The organism is Parasalinivibrio latis, assembly GCF_036825535.1.
Classification (GTDB): domain Bacteria; phylum Pseudomonadota; class Gammaproteobacteria; order Enterobacterales; family Vibrionaceae; genus Parasalinivibrio; species Parasalinivibrio latis.
In genome coordinates, this window is sequence record NZ_CP098812.1 from 3,419,474 (window position 1) to 3,435,473 (window position 16,000).

The following is a 16,000-nucleotide window of genomic DNA, read 5'->3' on the forward strand; positions in this document are numbered from 1 at the left end:
GGCTCCTTAGAAATATCCCTGGCGTTTTTTCAGTTCCATTGACCCGGACTGGTCGTGGTCAATCGCCCGTCCCTGGCGCTCACTGGAGCGAGCCACCAGCATCTCTTCAATGATGCCCGGCAATGTGTTGGCTTCAGATTCAATAGCCCCGGTAAGCGGGTAGCAGCCGAGGGTACGGAAACGTACCTTGCGGTATTCCACCTTCTCCCCGTCTTCAAGGGGCATACGGTCGTCATCGACCATAATCAGCATGCCGTCGCGCTCAACAACAGGGCGCTCTTCGGACAGGTAGAGCGGCACAATATCGATGCCCTCAAGGTAGATGTACTGCCAGATATCCAGCTCGGTCCAGTTGGACAGCGGGAAAACACGGATGCTTTCCCCCTTGTTCACCTGACCGTTGTAGGTGCGCCACAGCTCAGGGCGCTGGTTTTTCGGATCCCAGCGGTGGTGCTTGTCACGGAAGGAGTAAACACGTTCCTTGGCGCGGGATTTCTCCTCATCCCGGCGGGCACCACCGAACGCAGCATCAAAACCGTGCTCATTCAGTGCCTGCTTCAGACCCTGGGTTTTCATGATGTCGGTGTGCTTGGAGGAGCCGTGTACAAATGGGTTGATGCCCATTGCCAGCCCTTCGGGGTTTTTGTGCACCAGCAGGTCGAAACCGTACTTTTTCGCTGTACGGTCGCGGAACTCAATCATCTCGCGGAATTTCCAGTCCGTGTCGACATGCAGGAGAGGAAACGGGATTTTCCCCGGATAGAATGCCTTACGGGCAAGGTGCAGCATCACTGATGAGTCCTTGCCGATGGAGTAAAGCATCACCGGATTATCAAACTCAGCCGCCACTTCACGGATGATATGGATACTTTCCGCTTCCAGCTGCTTGAGGTGGGTGAACGTTTTCGGGTCCATGTTATCTGTCTTCCTTATGCGAGATTCACGACAGCAGGTGCCGGTTGTCTGTCTTTTTCGTCCAGCAGCAAACCTTTTTCCCGGCTGCTGCTGAACCAATTCAGTTTTTCACTCAGTTGTGCCACTTCGCCAACAACAATCAGTGACGGGCTTTCGGCAGATTTGGCAAGTTCTGACAACTCGCTCAGTGTTCCCCGCAGCACCTTCTGTTTTTCCTGGGTACCACGTTCTACAATGGCTACCGGGGTAAGCGGGTCTCTGCCATTGCCCAAAAGCTGCTGCTGGATATAACCTGATTTCATCAGGCCCATATAAATCACCAGCGTCTGGTTAGGTCTTGCCAATGTGACCCAATCCAGCGTATCCACTTCTTGTTTCAGGTGACCGGTGATAAAGGTGGCGCTTTGGGCGTAGTCCCTGTGCGTCAGCGGGATCCCCGCATAGGCGGTCGCGCCGGCCGCAGCAGTAATCCCCGGCACAACCTGGCAGGTCACGCCTGACTCCATCAGGGTTTCCAGCTCTTCACCACCCCGGCCAAAGACGAAGGGATCCCCTCCTTTCAGTCGTACAACCCGCTTGCCGGACTTTGCATAGTTCACCAGCAACTGGTTAATCTGATCCTGCGGTACACTGTGAAAGCCGGCCTTTTTACCCACCGAAACCAGTTCCGCATCCCGTCTTACCAGCTCTAAAACCTCTTCAGAAACAAGATAGTCGTAGAGCACCACATCAGCTTGTTGCATTAGTTGGACGGCTTTCAGCGTCAATAATCCGGCATCGCCAGGGCCGGCTCCAACCAAGGCAACGCTTCCACCGGCCTTTTGGGAACGCGAAAGGCTTTCCAGTTCATCCCGCGCTTCATCATGCTGTCCGGCAGCGACCAAAGTGGAAAATCGGCCTTCAAAGGCTTGTTCCCAGAACTTTCTGCGACCGGAAAGGCTTTGAACCCGTGCTTTCAACGTGTCACGAAACTGTCCGGCGATCTTAGCCATTTGTCCAAGATGCTGGGGCAGTAACGTCTCAAGTTTCTCACGGATAAGACGGGCCAGGACCGGTGCCTGGCCGGATGACGAGATCGCAACGATCAGGGGCGAGCGGTCAACAATTGACGGGACGATAAAGCTGCATTTCGGGGTGTCATCGACCACATTGGCCAGGATATGGCGGTTGTCAGCCGCTTTGGCAACCAATTCGTTAACCAGCGGGTTATCGGTAGCAGCAATCACCAGGAAGGTTGCATCAAGATGTTCAGGGCGAAACGGCTGGTCAATCCATACCAACTCACCGTTTTCCGCCGCTTCAGCGATTTCACGGTTCACTTCCGGGGCAACCAGAAACAACCGGGCACCGGCTTTAAGCAGCATACGTGCTTTGCGCCATGCTACTTCACCGCCGCCAACCACGACGCAACGTCGTCCATCCAGTTTTGCAAACAGTGGCAGGTAGTCCATGTCCTGTGCCCTCGATCTTTAATCCTGATTGGCACTATAGAACCATTAGAATATTACCTGAAATTCTTAAATATCATTTTTTATATCGATTTGTTTGCAACAACCGACTCATTAACAAAAAGTCTCAGCAATATAAGCGGCGAAAAGCATAAAAGTTGACGATATCACAGTAACGCCACTGTCCTATGTGCATAATGCAGCCGACTGATATCACGCTCTTTTTGCACACTAATATCGGAGACAACAATGAAAGTGCAAACTTCGTCACTATCTATGGCCGTATTGGCCGGCATGCTGACAATGGCTGGACCGGCAGCAGCAGAAACCATCCAGCTGCGCATCATTGAGACAACAGACATTCATACCAATGTCATGGACTACGACTACTACAAGGACAAGCCATCCGAAAAAATTGGCCTGGTCCGTGCCGCAACCGTCGTCAAAGAAGCCCGTGACGGAGCAGTAAACAGCGTCCTGGTAGATAACGGCGACCTGATCCAGGGCAGCCCCATGGGTGACTACATGGCAGCCAAGGGCATCAAAGCCGGTGAAGTACACCCTGTATACAAGGCGATGAACCAGCTCGGTTATGAAGTGGCAAATATCGGTAACCACGAGTTCAACTATGGCCTCGATTTCCTCAAAGAGAGCCTGAATGACGCCAATTTCCCTTATATCTGTGCCAACGTTTACGATGCCAAAACCGGCGAGCACTACTTCAAGCCGTACATCATAAAAACTCACACTTTTAAAGACACAGACGGCGCTGAACACCAAGTCAAAATCGGTTACATCGGCTTTGTTCCTCCGCAGATCATGACTTGGGACAAAAAGAACCTTGAAGGCAAGGTCATTGCCAAAGACATCGTCGAAACCGCTAATGAGCTGGTTCCACAGATGAAAGCGGAAGGTGCTGACGTGATTGTGGCGATTCCCCACTCCGGCATGTCTCATGACCCTTACAAGCTGATGGCTGAAAACTCCACCTACTACCTGTCACAGGTAGACGGTATTGATGCTATTGCATTCGGCCACTCCCATGCAGTGTTCCCGGGCAAGGGTTTTGACAATATCCAGGGCGTCGATAACGTAAACGGCACGATCAACGGTGTAGCGGCTGTCATGCCGGGACGCTGGGGCAGCCATGTCGGTGTTATGGATCTGACCCTCAGCAATGACAGTGGCAAATGGGAAGTTGTCAAAGGTGACAGCAAGGCCCTGCCAATCTTTGACGGCAAGGCACTTGTCAAAGCGGATCCTGCACTGGTGAAAGCCGTTGAGGCAGACCACAAAGGTACTCGCGAATTCGTCAACCAGCCTATCGGTAAAGCCAGCGATGTTATGTACAGCTTCCTGTCACTAGTACAGGACGACCCGACAGTACAAATCGTCAACCTGGCACAAAAAGACTATGTTGAACGCTTTATCCAGGGCGACCCGGATCTGGATGGCATCCCGGTTCTGTCTGCTGCTGCCCCATTCAAGGCAGGTGGCCGTAAGAACGACCCAACCAATTTCACCGAAGTGGAATCGGGCCAGCTGACTTTCCGTAATGCCGCCGACCTCTACCTCTACCCGAACACACTGGTTGCCATGAAAGTAACCGGTAAGGAAGTGAAAGAGTGGCTGGAATGCTCTGCCGGTCAGTTCAACCAAATTGACCCGAATTCCACTGCACCACAGGAATTGGTTAACTGGGACGGTTTCCGTACCTACAACTTCGATGTCATTGATGGTGTGAACTACCAGGTGGATATCACCCAGCCAGCCAAATATGACGGGGAGTGCAAGGTCATTAACCCTGGCTCTGAGCGTATCAAGAACCTGACCTTCAACGGCAAGCCAATTGATATGAAGGCACCGTTTATCATTGCAACCAACAACTACCGTGCTTACAGCGGCAAGTTTGCAGGCACCGGTCCCGATTTCATTGCTTTCGCTGCACCGGATGAGAACCGTACTGTCCTTGCAAATTACATCTCCCGCGTCAGCAAGGAAAAAGGCCAGGTTATCCCAACGGCAGACAACAACTGGTCATTCGCCCCTATCAAAGGCGGTGAAAAGCTGAATGTACACTTTGAAACGGCGCCAAGCCAAAAGGCCGCAGATTTCATCAAAGCCAAGGGTCAGTACCCGATGACAAAAACCGGCACCGATGACACCGGCTTTGCCATCTACAAGATTGACCTTTCAGGAAAATAAGTCCGGCTTACGACTAATTGCAGAGTCAAATTAACGCGAAAACCGCAGCACGATGCTGCGGTTTTTTATATATTGAACATGAGACTCCTGCCAGGAAGAGCACGAAAAATGAAATGGAATATAATGACGTTTGAACAGCTCACCACCAGTGAGCTGTATGCCTTACTGAAGCTTCGCGTCGATGTTTTTGTTGTTGAACAAAACTGCCCATACCCGGAACTGGACGGCCACGATACCCACCCTCAAACCCGTCACCTGCTGGGCTTTGAGGGTTCAGAACTGGTAGCCTACGCTAGAGTACTTCCACCCGGGCTGAACTACGAAACCCCCAGCATCGGTAGGGTGGTCACCAAAGCCTCACAACGCCGCCTCGGTACCGGCCACACCGTCATCGTGAAAGCGATGGAAACAGCCACGCAGTACTGGCCTTCTGAAGCCATTTCACTTGCAGCCCAGGCCTATCTCAAAGGCTTCTATGAAAGCCATGGGTTCAGAGAAGTGTCAGATGAATACCTCGAAGACGGTATTCCCCATATCGATATGGTGCGTCCTGCCGACAGCCCTGATTAACCTTGCGCTGCTGCCGAAAACTCAAAAGGGAGCATTCCGCTCCCTTTGTTATTTCAATTCCTGCAACCCGTCACTGGCGGCCGAAACTCCCGTCACTCAGGCGGAAAAACATCGCGGCGTCAGTGCCACCGGTTTCTATCTGCAGCATATCCAGTTCGCCATTGGCTGCAATTTTAAACCGTAGCAGCTGGCCCGGCTGAATGCGGCTCAGGGGCTTGTCGCTCCCCTCAATGGCAGAAATTGCATATAGGTCGTGGAGAGGCAAGTCATTACGGCGGAAAATGTTCGCCAGAGTGTCCCCCTTCTGGACTTCATAGTTATGCCATTCAGCCTGGGAAGACTTGCCTCCTGTTGTTGAGTTCGCCGGTTCATCACTCAATGGGGAGGTATCCATGGCCACCGAGACCCTCTCTGTGGTTGACCCGGTTTCCGGCACCGGAGGGGATGACGGCAATAACAGCAAAATCAGAATGGCTGCTGAGAGAGAAGCCACGCCGATTCGGTGGAACCGAGGCAAGGATTGCCACTGGGCTTTAGCACGTTCAAACACCGGAGCTGAAAGCAAACCGCCCAACTTATCCGCCGTGTTATTTTTCAGGCGGAACCAGGTCGCCCGGCCTTTTTGTATTAACGGGTTAATTCTTTCCATACACTCCACCGTCTCTACCCACGATTGTCCCGACCAAACGTTTATACCTAAACCACCTCAAGGTGCAGTTTTCACTCTGAACCACACACCTTGAGGTGATTTGGGTATACCACGAATACCTACAACTGTTATCCTTTGCCACTTTCATTACAAACGAAAGAGTGACGTTATGTCTGATATCAAACTGGAGACAGTTGAACAGAAAGCCAGCTACGGCATCGGCCTGCAAATGGGCCAACAACTTGCAGGTGCAGGTCTGCCAGATCTGGAAGTTGATGCTATTGCTAAAGGTATTGCTACCGCCCTGGCTGGCGACATGCCAGAAATCAGCGTTGATGACATCAACAATGCGCTGCGCGAGCTTCACACAAAAGCAGAGCAAATTCGTCAGGAAAATGCAAAGTCTGTTATCGCAGAAGGTGAAGCATTCCTCGCAGAAAATGCAAAACGCCCAGAAGTAAACGTCACTGAATCTGGCCTGCAGTACGAAGTGCTGGTAGAAGGCGAAGGCGAAATCCCATCGTCTGACAAGACTGTACGTGTTCACTACCACGGTATGCTGACTGACGGTACTGTGTTCGACAGCTCTGTTACCCGTGGTACACCAGCTGAATTCCCTGTAACTGGCGTTATCAAAGGCTGGGTTGAAGCCCTGCAAATGATGCCTGTTGGTTCTAAGTGGAAGCTGACTATTCCTCAGGAACTGGCTTATGGTGAGCGTGGTGCTGGTGCATCAATCCCTCCATACGCAGTACTGGTATTTGAAGTAGAGCTGCTGGATATCCTGTAAGCCCGGCTTTAAATCCAGAAAAACCCTGCTCCGGCAGGGTTTTTTCGTTATACCCATTGCGCAGGTAAACCCAGAAAAGGGGGACTTTCCAGCCCCTGGAACGGTTAGATGATCTGTTTGGCACTGTCGAGGCGTGAAATAGTCCGCCGGGCCAGTTGCCTGTATGTCCCCCGCTCGTAGCGGTGGGAGCCGATAAAGTGGATAAACGACGACGCTTCCATGCTTTCACGTACATCCGGGAAACGGAAATTCTGGTAAAGCGGCCACGGCAAGACAGCGGCACCCGGCATTTTTGAGATCAGGCAACACGTCATAAACTGCTCACTTCCCCATTCATGCCACTTGAGGCCAAGGCGCTCCTCAAACTGTATAGAAGCAGACTCGACATCGTCCCAGTTGGCGACATTTCTAGGGTAACCGGCAAACCCTGAGCATCCCCGAAGATAAGTTTCCCCATTCCTGAAAAATCCGGTGTCTTTCATCACCAGTTCTGCCGAAGGCTGTACATGCTTGGAATCCCAGTTCTTCACGACATGATAAAGGGAGTCAGCAGAAACCGGTGATTGCCACCGAGGGTTACCAATAACAAAACCCTGGTTTTGGGAAACAGCCCGGTCAACGTCCACCATAGGGCCATAAGCCACGGTATCGGAATCCAGCTGGATAACATAACTCTCCCTGGAGAGGTCAACTGCACGCTTTAACCGCTCCCACGTTCCCCCCGTTGGACACTTGCCTGTGTCCTGCTCTCCAATGTGGCTGAAGCTGATGCCGGGAATATGGTAACGGAGAAGGTTGCAGTCGGCCTCGTCCAAGCTGCCATCACTCATCACTTCAACCCGGCCGTAGCCGAAATTGAGAAGAAAGCTCTTTATGGCCAGTAAATACATACACAAGGCAGGCTTGCCAACCATGGAGAATATGACCAGACCCTCTTGTGGGGTATATCTGATTGGCGGGGTATTGAGGATTCTGCGGCTTTCTCGGTCAAACAGCCACTTTCCCAGTTTCTGGCGCACTCGTCAGTTCCTTTTGATAACAATCAGGTCATCAGGACTCGGTCATCCCTGAAAGCCCCACTGTAAAGGAAGCCAGGGTTACCTGCTGTATTGTTGGTAAGACTCTGACACGGTGAACAAAATACCGACATAAACAGAAAAAGCCCCGCATTGGTGCGGGGCTTTCCTTTTCATGGGCTTCTTTCTTTTTATTGTAACAGCGGGCTCAGATACCGCCGCCATCCACATTTTCTTCTTCCTCATGCAAACCACACTCGCGCTTGAGGCCGAAGAAACGGGTCTCTTCCTCGCTCATACCCGGTTCCCACTTGCGGGTCGTATGGGTATCCCCGACAGACAGGTAACCCTCATCCCAAAGTGGGTGGTATGGCAGGTCAAATTCTTTCAAATAGTAGTGTACGTCTTTATTGGTCCAGTCGATCACCGGCAGGAACTTAAACAGCCCATTCTGGATACCCAGGACTGGCAGCGTCGCCCGGCTGGAAGACTGCTCGCGGCGCAAGCCGGAAAACCAGGTGCGCGCACCCAAATCATCCAATGCACGGCGCATTGGCTCTACCTTGTTGAGGCGGTTGTATTTTTCAATCCCCTCAACACCCTGCTCCCAAAGGCTCCCATACCGGGCCTCCTGCCAGGCTGCACTTTCCTTGGCGGTGTAAACACGCAGGTCAAGTTTCAGCCTTTCGGTCAGCTCATCGATAAAACGGTAGGTTTCCGGGAACAGGTAACCGGTATCGGTAAGGATCACCGGAACATCTGCCCGCACCTGGGTAACCAGGTGCAGCATCAGTGCAGCCTGGATCCCAAAGCTGGAGGAAAGAACAAACTCCCCTTCCAGGTTTTCCAGCGCCCAGGCAACCCTGTCCTGGGCGGACAGATTTTCCAGCTTGGCGTTGGTTTCAGCCAGCGCCAGCACCTGCTCTGCCCGGGTCATGGGCAGAAGCTCGGCCAGTCTGATATCAGGCATAGAAATCCCTCTTGGAGACCACAACCTCAGCAACAACACCGGCACGGATGACGAAATCACCGAAGGATTCACCTTCTTCGCGCTCTTTGGCCCAGCGGCCAATCAATCCGTCCAGCTCTTCGAGGATTTGTGCCTCAGTGATGTTCTCTTTATACATCTTTGGAATCCGGGTACCGTTGACGTTTCCGCCAAGGTGCAGGTTGTAGCGGCCCATGGCTTTACCCACCAGGCCAATTTCCGCCAGCATTGCGCGTCCACACCCGTTAGGGCAGCCGGTAACCCGGAACACGATGGCCTCATCAGCCACACCGTGTTTTTGCTGGATTTGCTCAATGTCAGTAACAAACCCAGGCAGAAAACGCTCAGCTTCAGCCATTGCCAACGGGCATGTCGGCAAGGCAACACACGCCATGGACTGTTTGCGAAGCTCACTGACACCGTCATCAATCAGGCCATGCTCTCGGGCCAGCTTTTCGATCCTGGCTTTGTCCTTTTTCGGCACACCGCCAATGATCAGGTTCTGGTTCGATGTCATGCGGAAATCACCTTTATGGATCCTGGCAATTTCAGCTACCCCGGTTTTCAGCGGCTTGCCCGGGTAATCCAACAGGCGTCCGTTCTCAATAAACAGTGTCAGGTGATGTTTACCGTCGATGCCTTCCACCCAGCCAAAACGGTCTCCACGGTGGGTAAATTCATACGGGCGGCTTTCTTCAAACGCAATAGCGGCACGTTTTTCCACTTCTGCTTTAAAGACATCTGTCCCGACACGATCAAGGGTGTACTTGGTCTTGGCATTCTTACGGTTGCTGCGGTTACCCATATCACGCTGGGTGGTTACTACAGCCGCGGCCACCGCCAGCGTATGCTCTTTGGCAATAAAGCCCAGGTCGTCAGCACGACGCGGATACGTAGAAGTGTCACCATGGGTCATCGCCAGGCCGCCACCGACCAGCACGTTGAAGCCCACCAGCTCACCTCCTTCCTCTATGGCAACGAAGTTCAGGTCGTTAGCATGTACATCCACATCGTTGTAAGGCGGAATCGTGACCGTGGTCTTGAACTTACGCGGCAGGTAAGTGCTGCCGAGGATCGGTTCTTCTTCCTCGGTGGTTTCTACTTTCTCACCATCGAGGAAAATCTCTGCATAGGCACGGGATTTTGGCAGCAGGTGCTCACTGATCTTACGCGCCCAGTCATAGGCTTCCTGGTGGAGCTTTGACTGAAACGGATTGGTGGTACAAAGCACATTACGGTTTACATCCCCGGCCGTGGCAATAGAGTCAATGCCTATACTTGCCAGCGTCTGGTGCATCAGTTTGATATTCGGCTTCAGCACACCGTGAAACTGGAATGTCTGGCGTGTGGTAAGTCGAATACTGCCGTACATGGTGTAGTCAGTCGCAAACTTATCGATAGCCAACCACTGCTGCGGGGTGATAATGCCGCCCGGCATACGGGCTCGCAGCATCACATTGTGCAGAGGCTCCAGTTTTTGCTTGGTACGCTCTGGGCGGATATCACGGTCATCCTGTTGGTACATGCCATGAAAACGGATCAACTGGAAATTGTCGCCGTTAAAGCCACCGGTAATCCGATCCTGCAGATCCTGCTCGATCGTGCCACGCAGAAACCCACTCTCACGCTTGAGGCGTTCGTTATCAGATAATTTTTCGCTCATTAGTACACATCCTTTTGATAACGTTTGGCTTTGCGCAGTTCATTCAGATAATCAGACGCCTCGGAAGCACTTTTTCCACCGTGTTGCTCTATTACAGCCAGCAACGCGCCGTGAACATCTTTCGCCATCAGGTTGGCATCACCACAGATATAAATATGTGCGCCTTCGGCAATCCACTTCCACACCTCGGCACCTTGTTCAAGAATGCGGTGCTGTACATAAACCTTTTCTTTCTGGTCACGGCTGAAAGCAACGTCTGCACGGGTCAACAAGCCGGATTTAAGGTATTTCTGCCACTCCACCTGGTAAAGGAAGTCTTCGGTAAATGTGCGGTCGCCAAAGAACAGCCAGTTTTTCCCTTCAGCATCACGGGCCTCACGCTCCTGGATAAAACTGCGGAACGGCGCAATACCGGTACCCGGGCCAATCATGATGACCGGGGTATTATCATCAGCTGGCAATTTGAAGTTATTGTTATGCTCTACAAAAACTTTCACCTTGCCGCCCTCTTCAAGGCCATGGCCAAGGAAGCTTGATGCGCCGCCCCGGCGGGTGTTGTCACCGACAGCGTATTCCACCACACCCACTGTCAGGTGTACTTCTTCACCCACATCTTCCTGGCTTGAGGCAATTGAATACAAACGCGGGGTCAGTCGGCGAAGGAGCCCGGTCAATTGCTCGGCGTCCAGTTTCACTTTCTTCTCACCCAGCACATCCACCAATTGGGTGTGTGCTGAGTAGTCGCGGAGTTTGTCTTTATCTTCGGCCAGTTTTGCCAGTTTCTTGCTGCCAGACAGCTCAGCCACCTTGGCAACCTGCTGGGGGTTACTGGAGGTAATTTCGTACTTCGACACCAGTGCATCACGAAGGCTAAGGTTTTCCCCATCGACCTCTATGCTTTCATCACCGGTCAGGCCGACTTTTGCCAGGATCTCATCTGCAAGGGCTGGATCATTTTCATACCAAACACCCAGGGCATCACCCGGCTGGTAAGACAGACCGGATTCACCAAGATCGATCTCGACGTGGCGAACATCCTTGGTTGAATTGCGACCTGTGATTTTCTGGCTTACCAACAGCTCAGCTTCATAAGGAGACTGCTTGGTATAAGAGTTGGCAACAGACTGCGCTACCGGGTGGAGGGGAATGACACCTGCTGGCTCTCCGCCACCAATGGTCTCTTTTACTTTTTCGAGTGCAGCCTTGCGCCACTCCGCTGCCGGAGCATCGTAATCCACGTCACAGTCAAGACGATCGACAATGCGCTCACCACCCAGCTTGGCAAAAGTTTCATCAAAGTCTTTTGCCGTCTGGCAGAAAAACTCGTAGCTCGAATCACCAAGGCCGATTACCGCAAACTTCACGCCATCCATCTTTGGGGCTTTCTTTGAGCGGATAAACTCATGCAGATCGACAGCATTCTCCGGCGGTTCACCTTCACCGTATGTGGAGGTCACCACAACCACATGGGTTTCTTTACCCAGGTTTTTCGGTTTGTAATCGTCTGCTGCAAACAGGCTGACTGCCACGCCATCTGCTTCGGCGTCGGATTTGAGCGCTTCAGCGACACCTTTGGCGTTGCCGGTTTGCGAGGCATAGATAATGGTAAGTTTCCCTGCCGGCTGAGCCGCTGCCGCAGGAACACCTGTGGGCAGACCTTCTGCCGGTGCAGCAGTCTGATTTTGGCTGAGACCCCAGAAATAACCGCTAATCCACGCCAGTTGCTGTGGCGTCAGCTCGGAGACGGCCTGTTTGAGCTGGCCGATTTGCTGATCATTTAGCGGGCTGGCGAGAGCCGAGAGCTCCTTGAGTAACATGACACGACATTCCTTCTCCGTTAAGTGGTGTTAGATTAGCCACTACACCAAATAACAAGAAAGAATAGATGAGCATGTTTTATAACAAATGAGGATAATAGGTGGGCATGAAGTCACACTTCATCGACAATTCTGACCTGACGAAAGCCGACTTCTAGTGCATTGACCGTGGCCATATCTGCACTTTCAAAACAGATTTCGACTCCCAAACGGTCAGTCATCGGCACTAATCCCCCTCTGGCATGCCGAAATTCAACAATCCATCCCTGATTCTGGATAGAAGGCTCTACAACCGCTTCCACCAGCAATTCCTGAGAGTACAGCACCTGCAACTGGTCTTTCGTCATTCCGCTTGCCTGTTTACCAAGAGGTCTTTGTAAAGGTGGTACAAAGTCAGGCGTTTCGCAAACAGAAAGACCCCGCATAAGTGCGAGGTCTCATATTAGGGATAACTTAAAAGTGGATTGCAGGTATTAGAAATCCAGCTCGGCACCCAGGAAGAAGCCGTCGACTTCGACTTTGCCGTTATTTTTCCACACACCATCAAAATCGTAATCCATCATGCGGTAACCGCCACGCAGGTTCAGATCAGCCACAGCCAAAGGCAGGGACCACTGGATACCGGCACGCATATCACGGGTGGTGTTGTCATCATAAGCACCAGCGTTAACTGTTGCGAATACACCCAGGCCAGTCATAGGCAGATTGACACGAGCATCACCGAAAACAGCGGGTACCCACTCGTCAAAAGAATGCACTCCAATATTACCATTTTGGAAATTCTGAAGAGTTACACCCAAGTCCAGAGATACCAGGTCGTTATCAAGAATTTCGTAATAAGCAGTGTAATCGACCTGATCGAAAGAAGCAGCAGAACCGTTTGAACCAATCTCTACCGGTGTAAATCCAATGCGGGCATTAGGAATCAGCGGAATTGGGTGTTCCAATGCTACGTAACCGGAAAAAACGGTATCCACATCATTGTATTCTGTGTTGTTTACTTTTCCGTCAGCAAACCAACCGTCTACAGCTGCTTTACCGCCCAGCAGGACATCAGCGTGGGCTGGAACGGCAGAAACCGCAGCCAGGGCAGCAAGGGTCAAAAGCGTCTTTTTCATTGGGTGTCCTTTGTTTCAAGGGTCTTGATAGGAATCTGCTGCAAACTATATCAGACGACTGGCGGATTTTCCCCTGATAACCGTCAGATTTGCGTGGAAATTAAGCAAATCGGAATCCGTTTCCGGACTCCGATTCCAATATTCATGGGTAATTTATCAGCGATAACGCCTTTGTTGACGGTAGTAGCGTTTAGCCGGGGATGTTTTATCTTTTCTCCACAGCCAGATTCCGACAGCGATCACCAACAGCCAAGGCAGCAGCTTAAACATCACGCCGACCATACCGGCCACCAGCATCAGGACAAAGGCAACGCCCAGAGCCAGTGCCACTCCCAGAAAGCTTACGCCGGTTACCACCAACATTAACGCAAAACCGACAAGAAACAGTAATTCAGCCATTTTCTTCCTCCTTCTCGTTTCACATGTACACAGCAATTCGCACGCCAACTCTTTAAAATCAGCGTAATAACATTATTTTTCATGCAGATAGAAAAGAGGAGGCATTCTAGCCTCCTCTTCTTAAAATCAGTAATCTGGCGAAATTCACCAAGCTATTTAGTGAAGTTGACTATACATCCAATTCTGCCGGGATAAATGCCAGAGCCTTTTGCAGTACTTCCACACCCGCACCCGGCTTATGGGCATTTTCACTGATATGGCGGCGCCAGCCCCGTGCCCCCGGCATATTCTGGAAGAGTCCCAGCATATGGCGTGTGATATGACCCAGGTAAGTACCCTTGCCCAGTTGCTCTTCAATGTACGGGTACATAGATTCCACTACCGCAGAGCGTTTCACAACCGGCTTGTTTTCACCATACAGGCGCTGGTCTATTTCAGCCATCATGTAAGGGTTCTGGTATGCCTCACGGCCTATCATCACACCGTCCATATACTTGAGGTGTTCCTCGGCTTCTTCCAAGGTTTTTACACCGCCGTTGATTGCCATCAGAAGGTGAGGGAATTCTTTTTTCAGCTGGTATACACGTGGGTAGTCCAGTGGTGGAATTTCACGGTTTTCTTTCGGGCTAAGACCACTCAACCAGGCTTTACGGGCATGGATGGTGAACTGCTCACACCCTCCCTTGTCACTTACCGTGCTGATAAAATCACGCAGGAACTCGTAAGAGTCCTGATCATCAATACCGATACGGGTTTTTACAGTGACCGGGATATCCACCACTTCACGCATCGCAGCAACACATTGCGCCACAAGCTCAGCTTCGCCCATCAGGCACGCACCAAACTTGCCATTTTGCACCCGGTCTGACGGACAGCCCACATTAAGGTTAATCTCATCGTAACCACGTTCTTGGGCCAGCTTGGCACAGTGAGCCAAATCTGCCGGGTTTGAACCACCAAGCTGCAAAGCAACCGGATGCTCTTCCTCGTTGTATTTAAGGAAATCACCCTTGCCGTGAATAATCGCACCGGTGGTGACCATCTCAGTGTATAGCAGACCACGCTGAGTCAACTTGCGATGAAAGAAACGGCAGTGGCGGTCGGTCCAATCCAGCATAGGAGCAACAGAAAAACGCATCATAGGCAGCTCCGCAGTAAATGGCTGTACGGCATCCTGCACAGAAGAAACGTTTTCAGTGGAAATCGGTTGGTTGTTCAGCATTTTTGCTCCGGCTAGACTGAGAAAATCTCGGTAAATCCTGCTCTCCGGCAGTACATCAAACGCCGGGGCGCGCGATCTTAACGGATTTTGTTTAAAAACCCAACACGCAGCCCAAATGAATAGAAGTTGCCTCCATCATACACTTCGCAATATTTGTGACTAAAGTTAATACTATAGGTGTCAGATAAGCTTAGAGAGATGCCAAACGGAACGGCTGTTGTTAGAATGTCAAAATATATTCAGCCATTTCGAGGGGATATGGTCAGTCACCAGCAATTGTTAGCGCAGGCTCAGCAACTTTGCGAACAGCGGGGTGTTCGTCTTACCCCTCAGCGTGGGCGTGTACTTCAGCTGATTTTGTCCGATAACCGGGCTATTTCTGCGTATGAGTTGTTGGACCTTTTGCGGGAAACTGAGCCCCAGGCAAAGCCACCTACGGTTTACCGGGCACTCGATTTTCTGTTGGCTCAGGGCTTTGTTCATAAAGTTGAGTCAACCAACAGTTATATTGCCTGTCGTCATTTAGGTAAGCCGGAGCATTGCTCCCAGCTACTGATATGTGACAGTTGCGGAAATGTTGATGAATGCCATGCCGACGAGTTGGCCGAAATGTTAGGCCTCAAGGCAGATAATCATGGCTTTACCGTCAGTCATCATGTCGTGGAAACACACGGTCAATGCCTGCACTGCCAACAAAAACAAGGCCAAAAATAAAAGGAAACAGAAGAACAATTATGCGCGCAGAATTTGTAAACCCATTTCTGATCTCTTTACTCAATGTCATGAAGACCATGGCAACTATGGATTTGACACCTCAGAAGCCTCGCCTGAAAAAAGGTGAAGTCGCCAAAGGGGACGTTTCAGGTCTGATTGGTATGGTGGGGCCAAAAACCAAGGGTTCATTCTCTGTTACCTTTGAAGAAGGCCTCGCGCTTGAGATCATGAACCGTATGCTGGGTGAAAAGCCTGCGGAAATTAATGAAGAAGTGACCGATATGGTTGGCGAGATCACCAATATGGTTACCGGTGGTGCCAAACGTATTCTGGCAGAGCAAGGATTCGATTTTGATATGGCAACGCCTATTGTTGTGTCTGGTCTGAACCACACAATTACTCACAAGAGTGAAGGCCCGATTATCATCATGCCTTTCAACTCTGAATACGGTGCAGCTTACATCGAAATCTGTTTCGACAGTTGAT

General features: G+C 51.3%; 16 protein-coding genes. 5 read left to right on the top strand and 11 right to left on the bottom strand.

Annotated features, from left to right (window positions below; all coding sequences use genetic code 11):
• Positions 1-6: 6 nt before the first annotated feature.
• Together cysD and cysG are read right to left on the bottom strand one after the other, a co-directional pair.
• Positions 7-915, bottom strand: a complete 909-nt coding sequence (cysD, locus tag NF212_RS15430; RefSeq protein WP_434357145.1) for a sulfate adenylyltransferase subunit CysD — start codon at positions 913-915, stop codon at positions 7-9.
• 14 nt (positions 916-929) lie between these two features.
• The gene (cysG, locus tag NF212_RS15435; RefSeq protein ID WP_434357147.1) at positions 930-2,366 is read right to left on the bottom strand and encodes a siroheme synthase CysG; all 1,437 of its coding nucleotides are present in this window, start codon (positions 2,364-2,366) and stop codon (positions 930-932) included.
• 246 nt (positions 2,367-2,612) lie between these two features.
• Here cysG and NF212_RS15440 point away from each other — a divergent pair, with 246 nt between their 5' ends.
• Positions 2,613-4,568, top strand: a complete 1,956-nt coding sequence (locus tag NF212_RS15440; RefSeq protein ID WP_434357149.1) for a bifunctional 2',3'-cyclic-nucleotide 2'-phosphodiesterase/3'-nucleotidase — start codon at positions 2,613-2,615, stop codon at positions 4,566-4,568.
• A gap of 108 nt (positions 4,569-4,676) precedes the next feature.
• Positions 4,677-5,138 carry a GNAT family N-acetyltransferase gene (locus tag NF212_RS15445; RefSeq protein WP_434357151.1) on the top strand — a complete coding sequence of 154 codons (462 nt, stop codon included), beginning with the start codon at positions 4,677-4,679 and terminating at the stop codon, positions 5,136-5,138.
• Between the two features lie 70 nt (positions 5,139-5,208).
• Here the strand turns inward: NF212_RS15445 and NF212_RS15450 are convergent, their stop codons facing one another.
• Positions 5,209-5,787 (bottom strand): LysM-like peptidoglycan-binding domain-containing protein, encoded by a 579-nt coding sequence (locus tag NF212_RS15450; RefSeq protein ID WP_434357153.1) that lies wholly within the window; start codon positions 5,785-5,787, stop codon positions 5,209-5,211.
• Positions 5,788-5,956: 169 nt separating this feature from the next.
• On the opposite strand from NF212_RS15450, the gene NF212_RS15455 reads away from it, so the two are divergent.
• Positions 5,957-6,577: an FKBP-type peptidyl-prolyl cis-trans isomerase gene (locus NF212_RS15455; protein WP_434357155.1), complete on the top strand. Its 621-nt coding sequence runs from the start codon at positions 5,957-5,959 to the stop codon at positions 6,575-6,577.
• A 104-nt stretch (positions 6,578-6,681) separates the two neighbouring features.
• Here the strand turns inward: NF212_RS15455 and NF212_RS15460 are convergent, their stop codons facing one another.
• From NF212_RS15460 to dusA, 8 genes are all read right to left on the bottom strand, one after another.
• Positions 6,682-7,596 (bottom strand): hypothetical protein, encoded by a 915-nt coding sequence (locus tag NF212_RS15460; protein ID WP_434357157.1) that lies wholly within the window; start codon positions 7,594-7,596, stop codon positions 6,682-6,684.
• A gap of 205 nt (positions 7,597-7,801) precedes the next feature.
• Complete coding sequence (locus NF212_RS15465) at positions 7,802-8,563, bottom strand: phosphoadenylyl-sulfate reductase (RefSeq protein WP_434357159.1); 762 nt, start codon at positions 8,561-8,563, stop codon at positions 7,802-7,804.
• Positions 8,556-10,244: an assimilatory sulfite reductase (NADPH) hemoprotein subunit gene (gene cysI, locus NF212_RS15470; RefSeq protein WP_434357161.1), complete on the bottom strand. Its 1,689-nt coding sequence runs from the start codon at positions 10,242-10,244 to the stop codon at positions 8,556-8,558. Before cysI ends, NF212_RS15465 begins: the two co-directional genes overlap by 8 nt.
• The gene (locus NF212_RS15475) at positions 10,244-12,061 is read right to left on the bottom strand and encodes an assimilatory sulfite reductase (NADPH) flavoprotein subunit (RefSeq protein WP_434357163.1); all 1,818 of its coding nucleotides are present in this window, start codon (positions 12,059-12,061) and stop codon (positions 10,244-10,246) included. The genes cysI and NF212_RS15475 overlap by 1 nt, the downstream gene beginning before the upstream one ends.
• Before the next feature lie 113 nt (positions 12,062-12,174).
• Positions 12,175-12,408, bottom strand: coding sequence for a thymidylate kinase (locus tag NF212_RS15480; RefSeq protein WP_434357165.1), 234 nt, complete (start codon positions 12,406-12,408; stop codon positions 12,175-12,177).
• 126 nt (positions 12,409-12,534) lie between these two features.
• The gene (locus NF212_RS15485; RefSeq protein ID WP_434357167.1) at positions 12,535-13,179 is read right to left on the bottom strand and encodes a TIGR04219 family outer membrane beta-barrel protein; all 645 of its coding nucleotides are present in this window, start codon (positions 13,177-13,179) and stop codon (positions 12,535-12,537) included.
• 156 nt (positions 13,180-13,335) lie between these two features.
• Entirely contained in the window at positions 13,336-13,578 is a 243-nt protein-coding gene (pspG, locus tag NF212_RS15490; protein WP_434357169.1) for an envelope stress response protein PspG, read from the bottom strand.
• Between the two features lie 169 nt (positions 13,579-13,747).
• Positions 13,748-14,719 (bottom strand): tRNA dihydrouridine(20/20a) synthase DusA, encoded by a 972-nt coding sequence (gene dusA / locus NF212_RS15495; protein ID WP_434360898.1) that lies wholly within the window; start codon positions 14,717-14,719, stop codon positions 13,748-13,750.
• Positions 14,720-15,058: 339 nt separating this feature from the next.
• Between dusA and zur the strand changes: the two genes are divergently transcribed.
• Positions 15,059-15,514, top strand: a complete 456-nt coding sequence (gene zur / locus NF212_RS15500; RefSeq protein WP_434360899.1) for a zinc uptake transcriptional repressor Zur — start codon at positions 15,059-15,061, stop codon at positions 15,512-15,514.
• 20 nt (positions 15,515-15,534) lie between these two features.
• Complete coding sequence (locus NF212_RS15505) at positions 15,535-15,999, top strand: chemotaxis protein CheX (protein ID WP_054676849.1); 465 nt, start codon at positions 15,535-15,537, stop codon at positions 15,997-15,999.
• Position 16,000: the final 1 nt, after the last annotated feature.

Coding starts and splice junctions, on each gene's coding strand:
- cysD (WP_434357145.1), bottom strand. CDS start 915: ATGGACCCGAAAACGTTCACCCACCTCAAGCAGCTGGAAGCGGAAAGT.
- cysG (WP_434357147.1), bottom strand. CDS start 2,366: ATGGACTACCTGCCACTGTTTGCAAAACTGGATGGACGACGTTGCGTC.
- NF212_RS15440 (WP_434357149.1), top strand. CDS start 2,613: ATGAAAGTGCAAACTTCGTCACTATCTATGGCCGTATTGGCCGGCATG.
- NF212_RS15445 (WP_434357151.1), top strand. CDS start 4,677: ATGAAATGGAATATAATGACGTTTGAACAGCTCACCACCAGTGAGCTG.
- NF212_RS15450 (WP_434357153.1), bottom strand. CDS start 5,787: ATGGAAAGAATTAACCCGTTAATACAAAAAGGCCGGGCGACCTGGTTC.
- NF212_RS15455 (WP_434357155.1), top strand. CDS start 5,957: ATGTCTGATATCAAACTGGAGACAGTTGAACAGAAAGCCAGCTACGGC.
- NF212_RS15465 (WP_434357159.1), bottom strand. CDS start 8,563: ATGCCTGATATCAGACTGGCCGAGCTTCTGCCCATGACCCGGGCAGAG.
- cysI (WP_434357161.1), bottom strand. CDS start 10,244: ATGAGCGAAAAATTATCTGATAACGAACGCCTCAAGCGTGAGAGTGGG.
- NF212_RS15475 (WP_434357163.1), bottom strand. CDS start 12,061: ATGTTACTCAAGGAGCTCTCGGCTCTCGCCAGCCCGCTAAATGATCAG.
- NF212_RS15480 (WP_434357165.1), bottom strand. CDS start 12,408: ATGACGAAAGACCAGTTGCAGGTGCTGTACTCTCAGGAATTGCTGGTG.
- NF212_RS15485 (WP_434357167.1), bottom strand. CDS start 13,179: ATGAAAAAGACGCTTTTGACCCTTGCTGCCCTGGCTGCGGTTTCTGCC.
- pspG (WP_434357169.1), bottom strand. CDS start 13,578: ATGGCTGAATTACTGTTTCTTGTCGGTTTTGCGTTAATGTTGGTGGTA.
- dusA (WP_434360898.1), bottom strand. CDS start 14,719: ATGATGCGTTTTTCTGTTGCTCCTATGCTGGATTGGACCGACCGCCAC.
- zur (WP_434360899.1), top strand. CDS start 15,059: ATGGTCAGTCACCAGCAATTGTTAGCGCAGGCTCAGCAACTTTGCGAA.
- NF212_RS15505 (WP_054676849.1), top strand. CDS start 15,535: ATGCGCGCAGAATTTGTAAACCCATTTCTGATCTCTTTACTCAATGTC.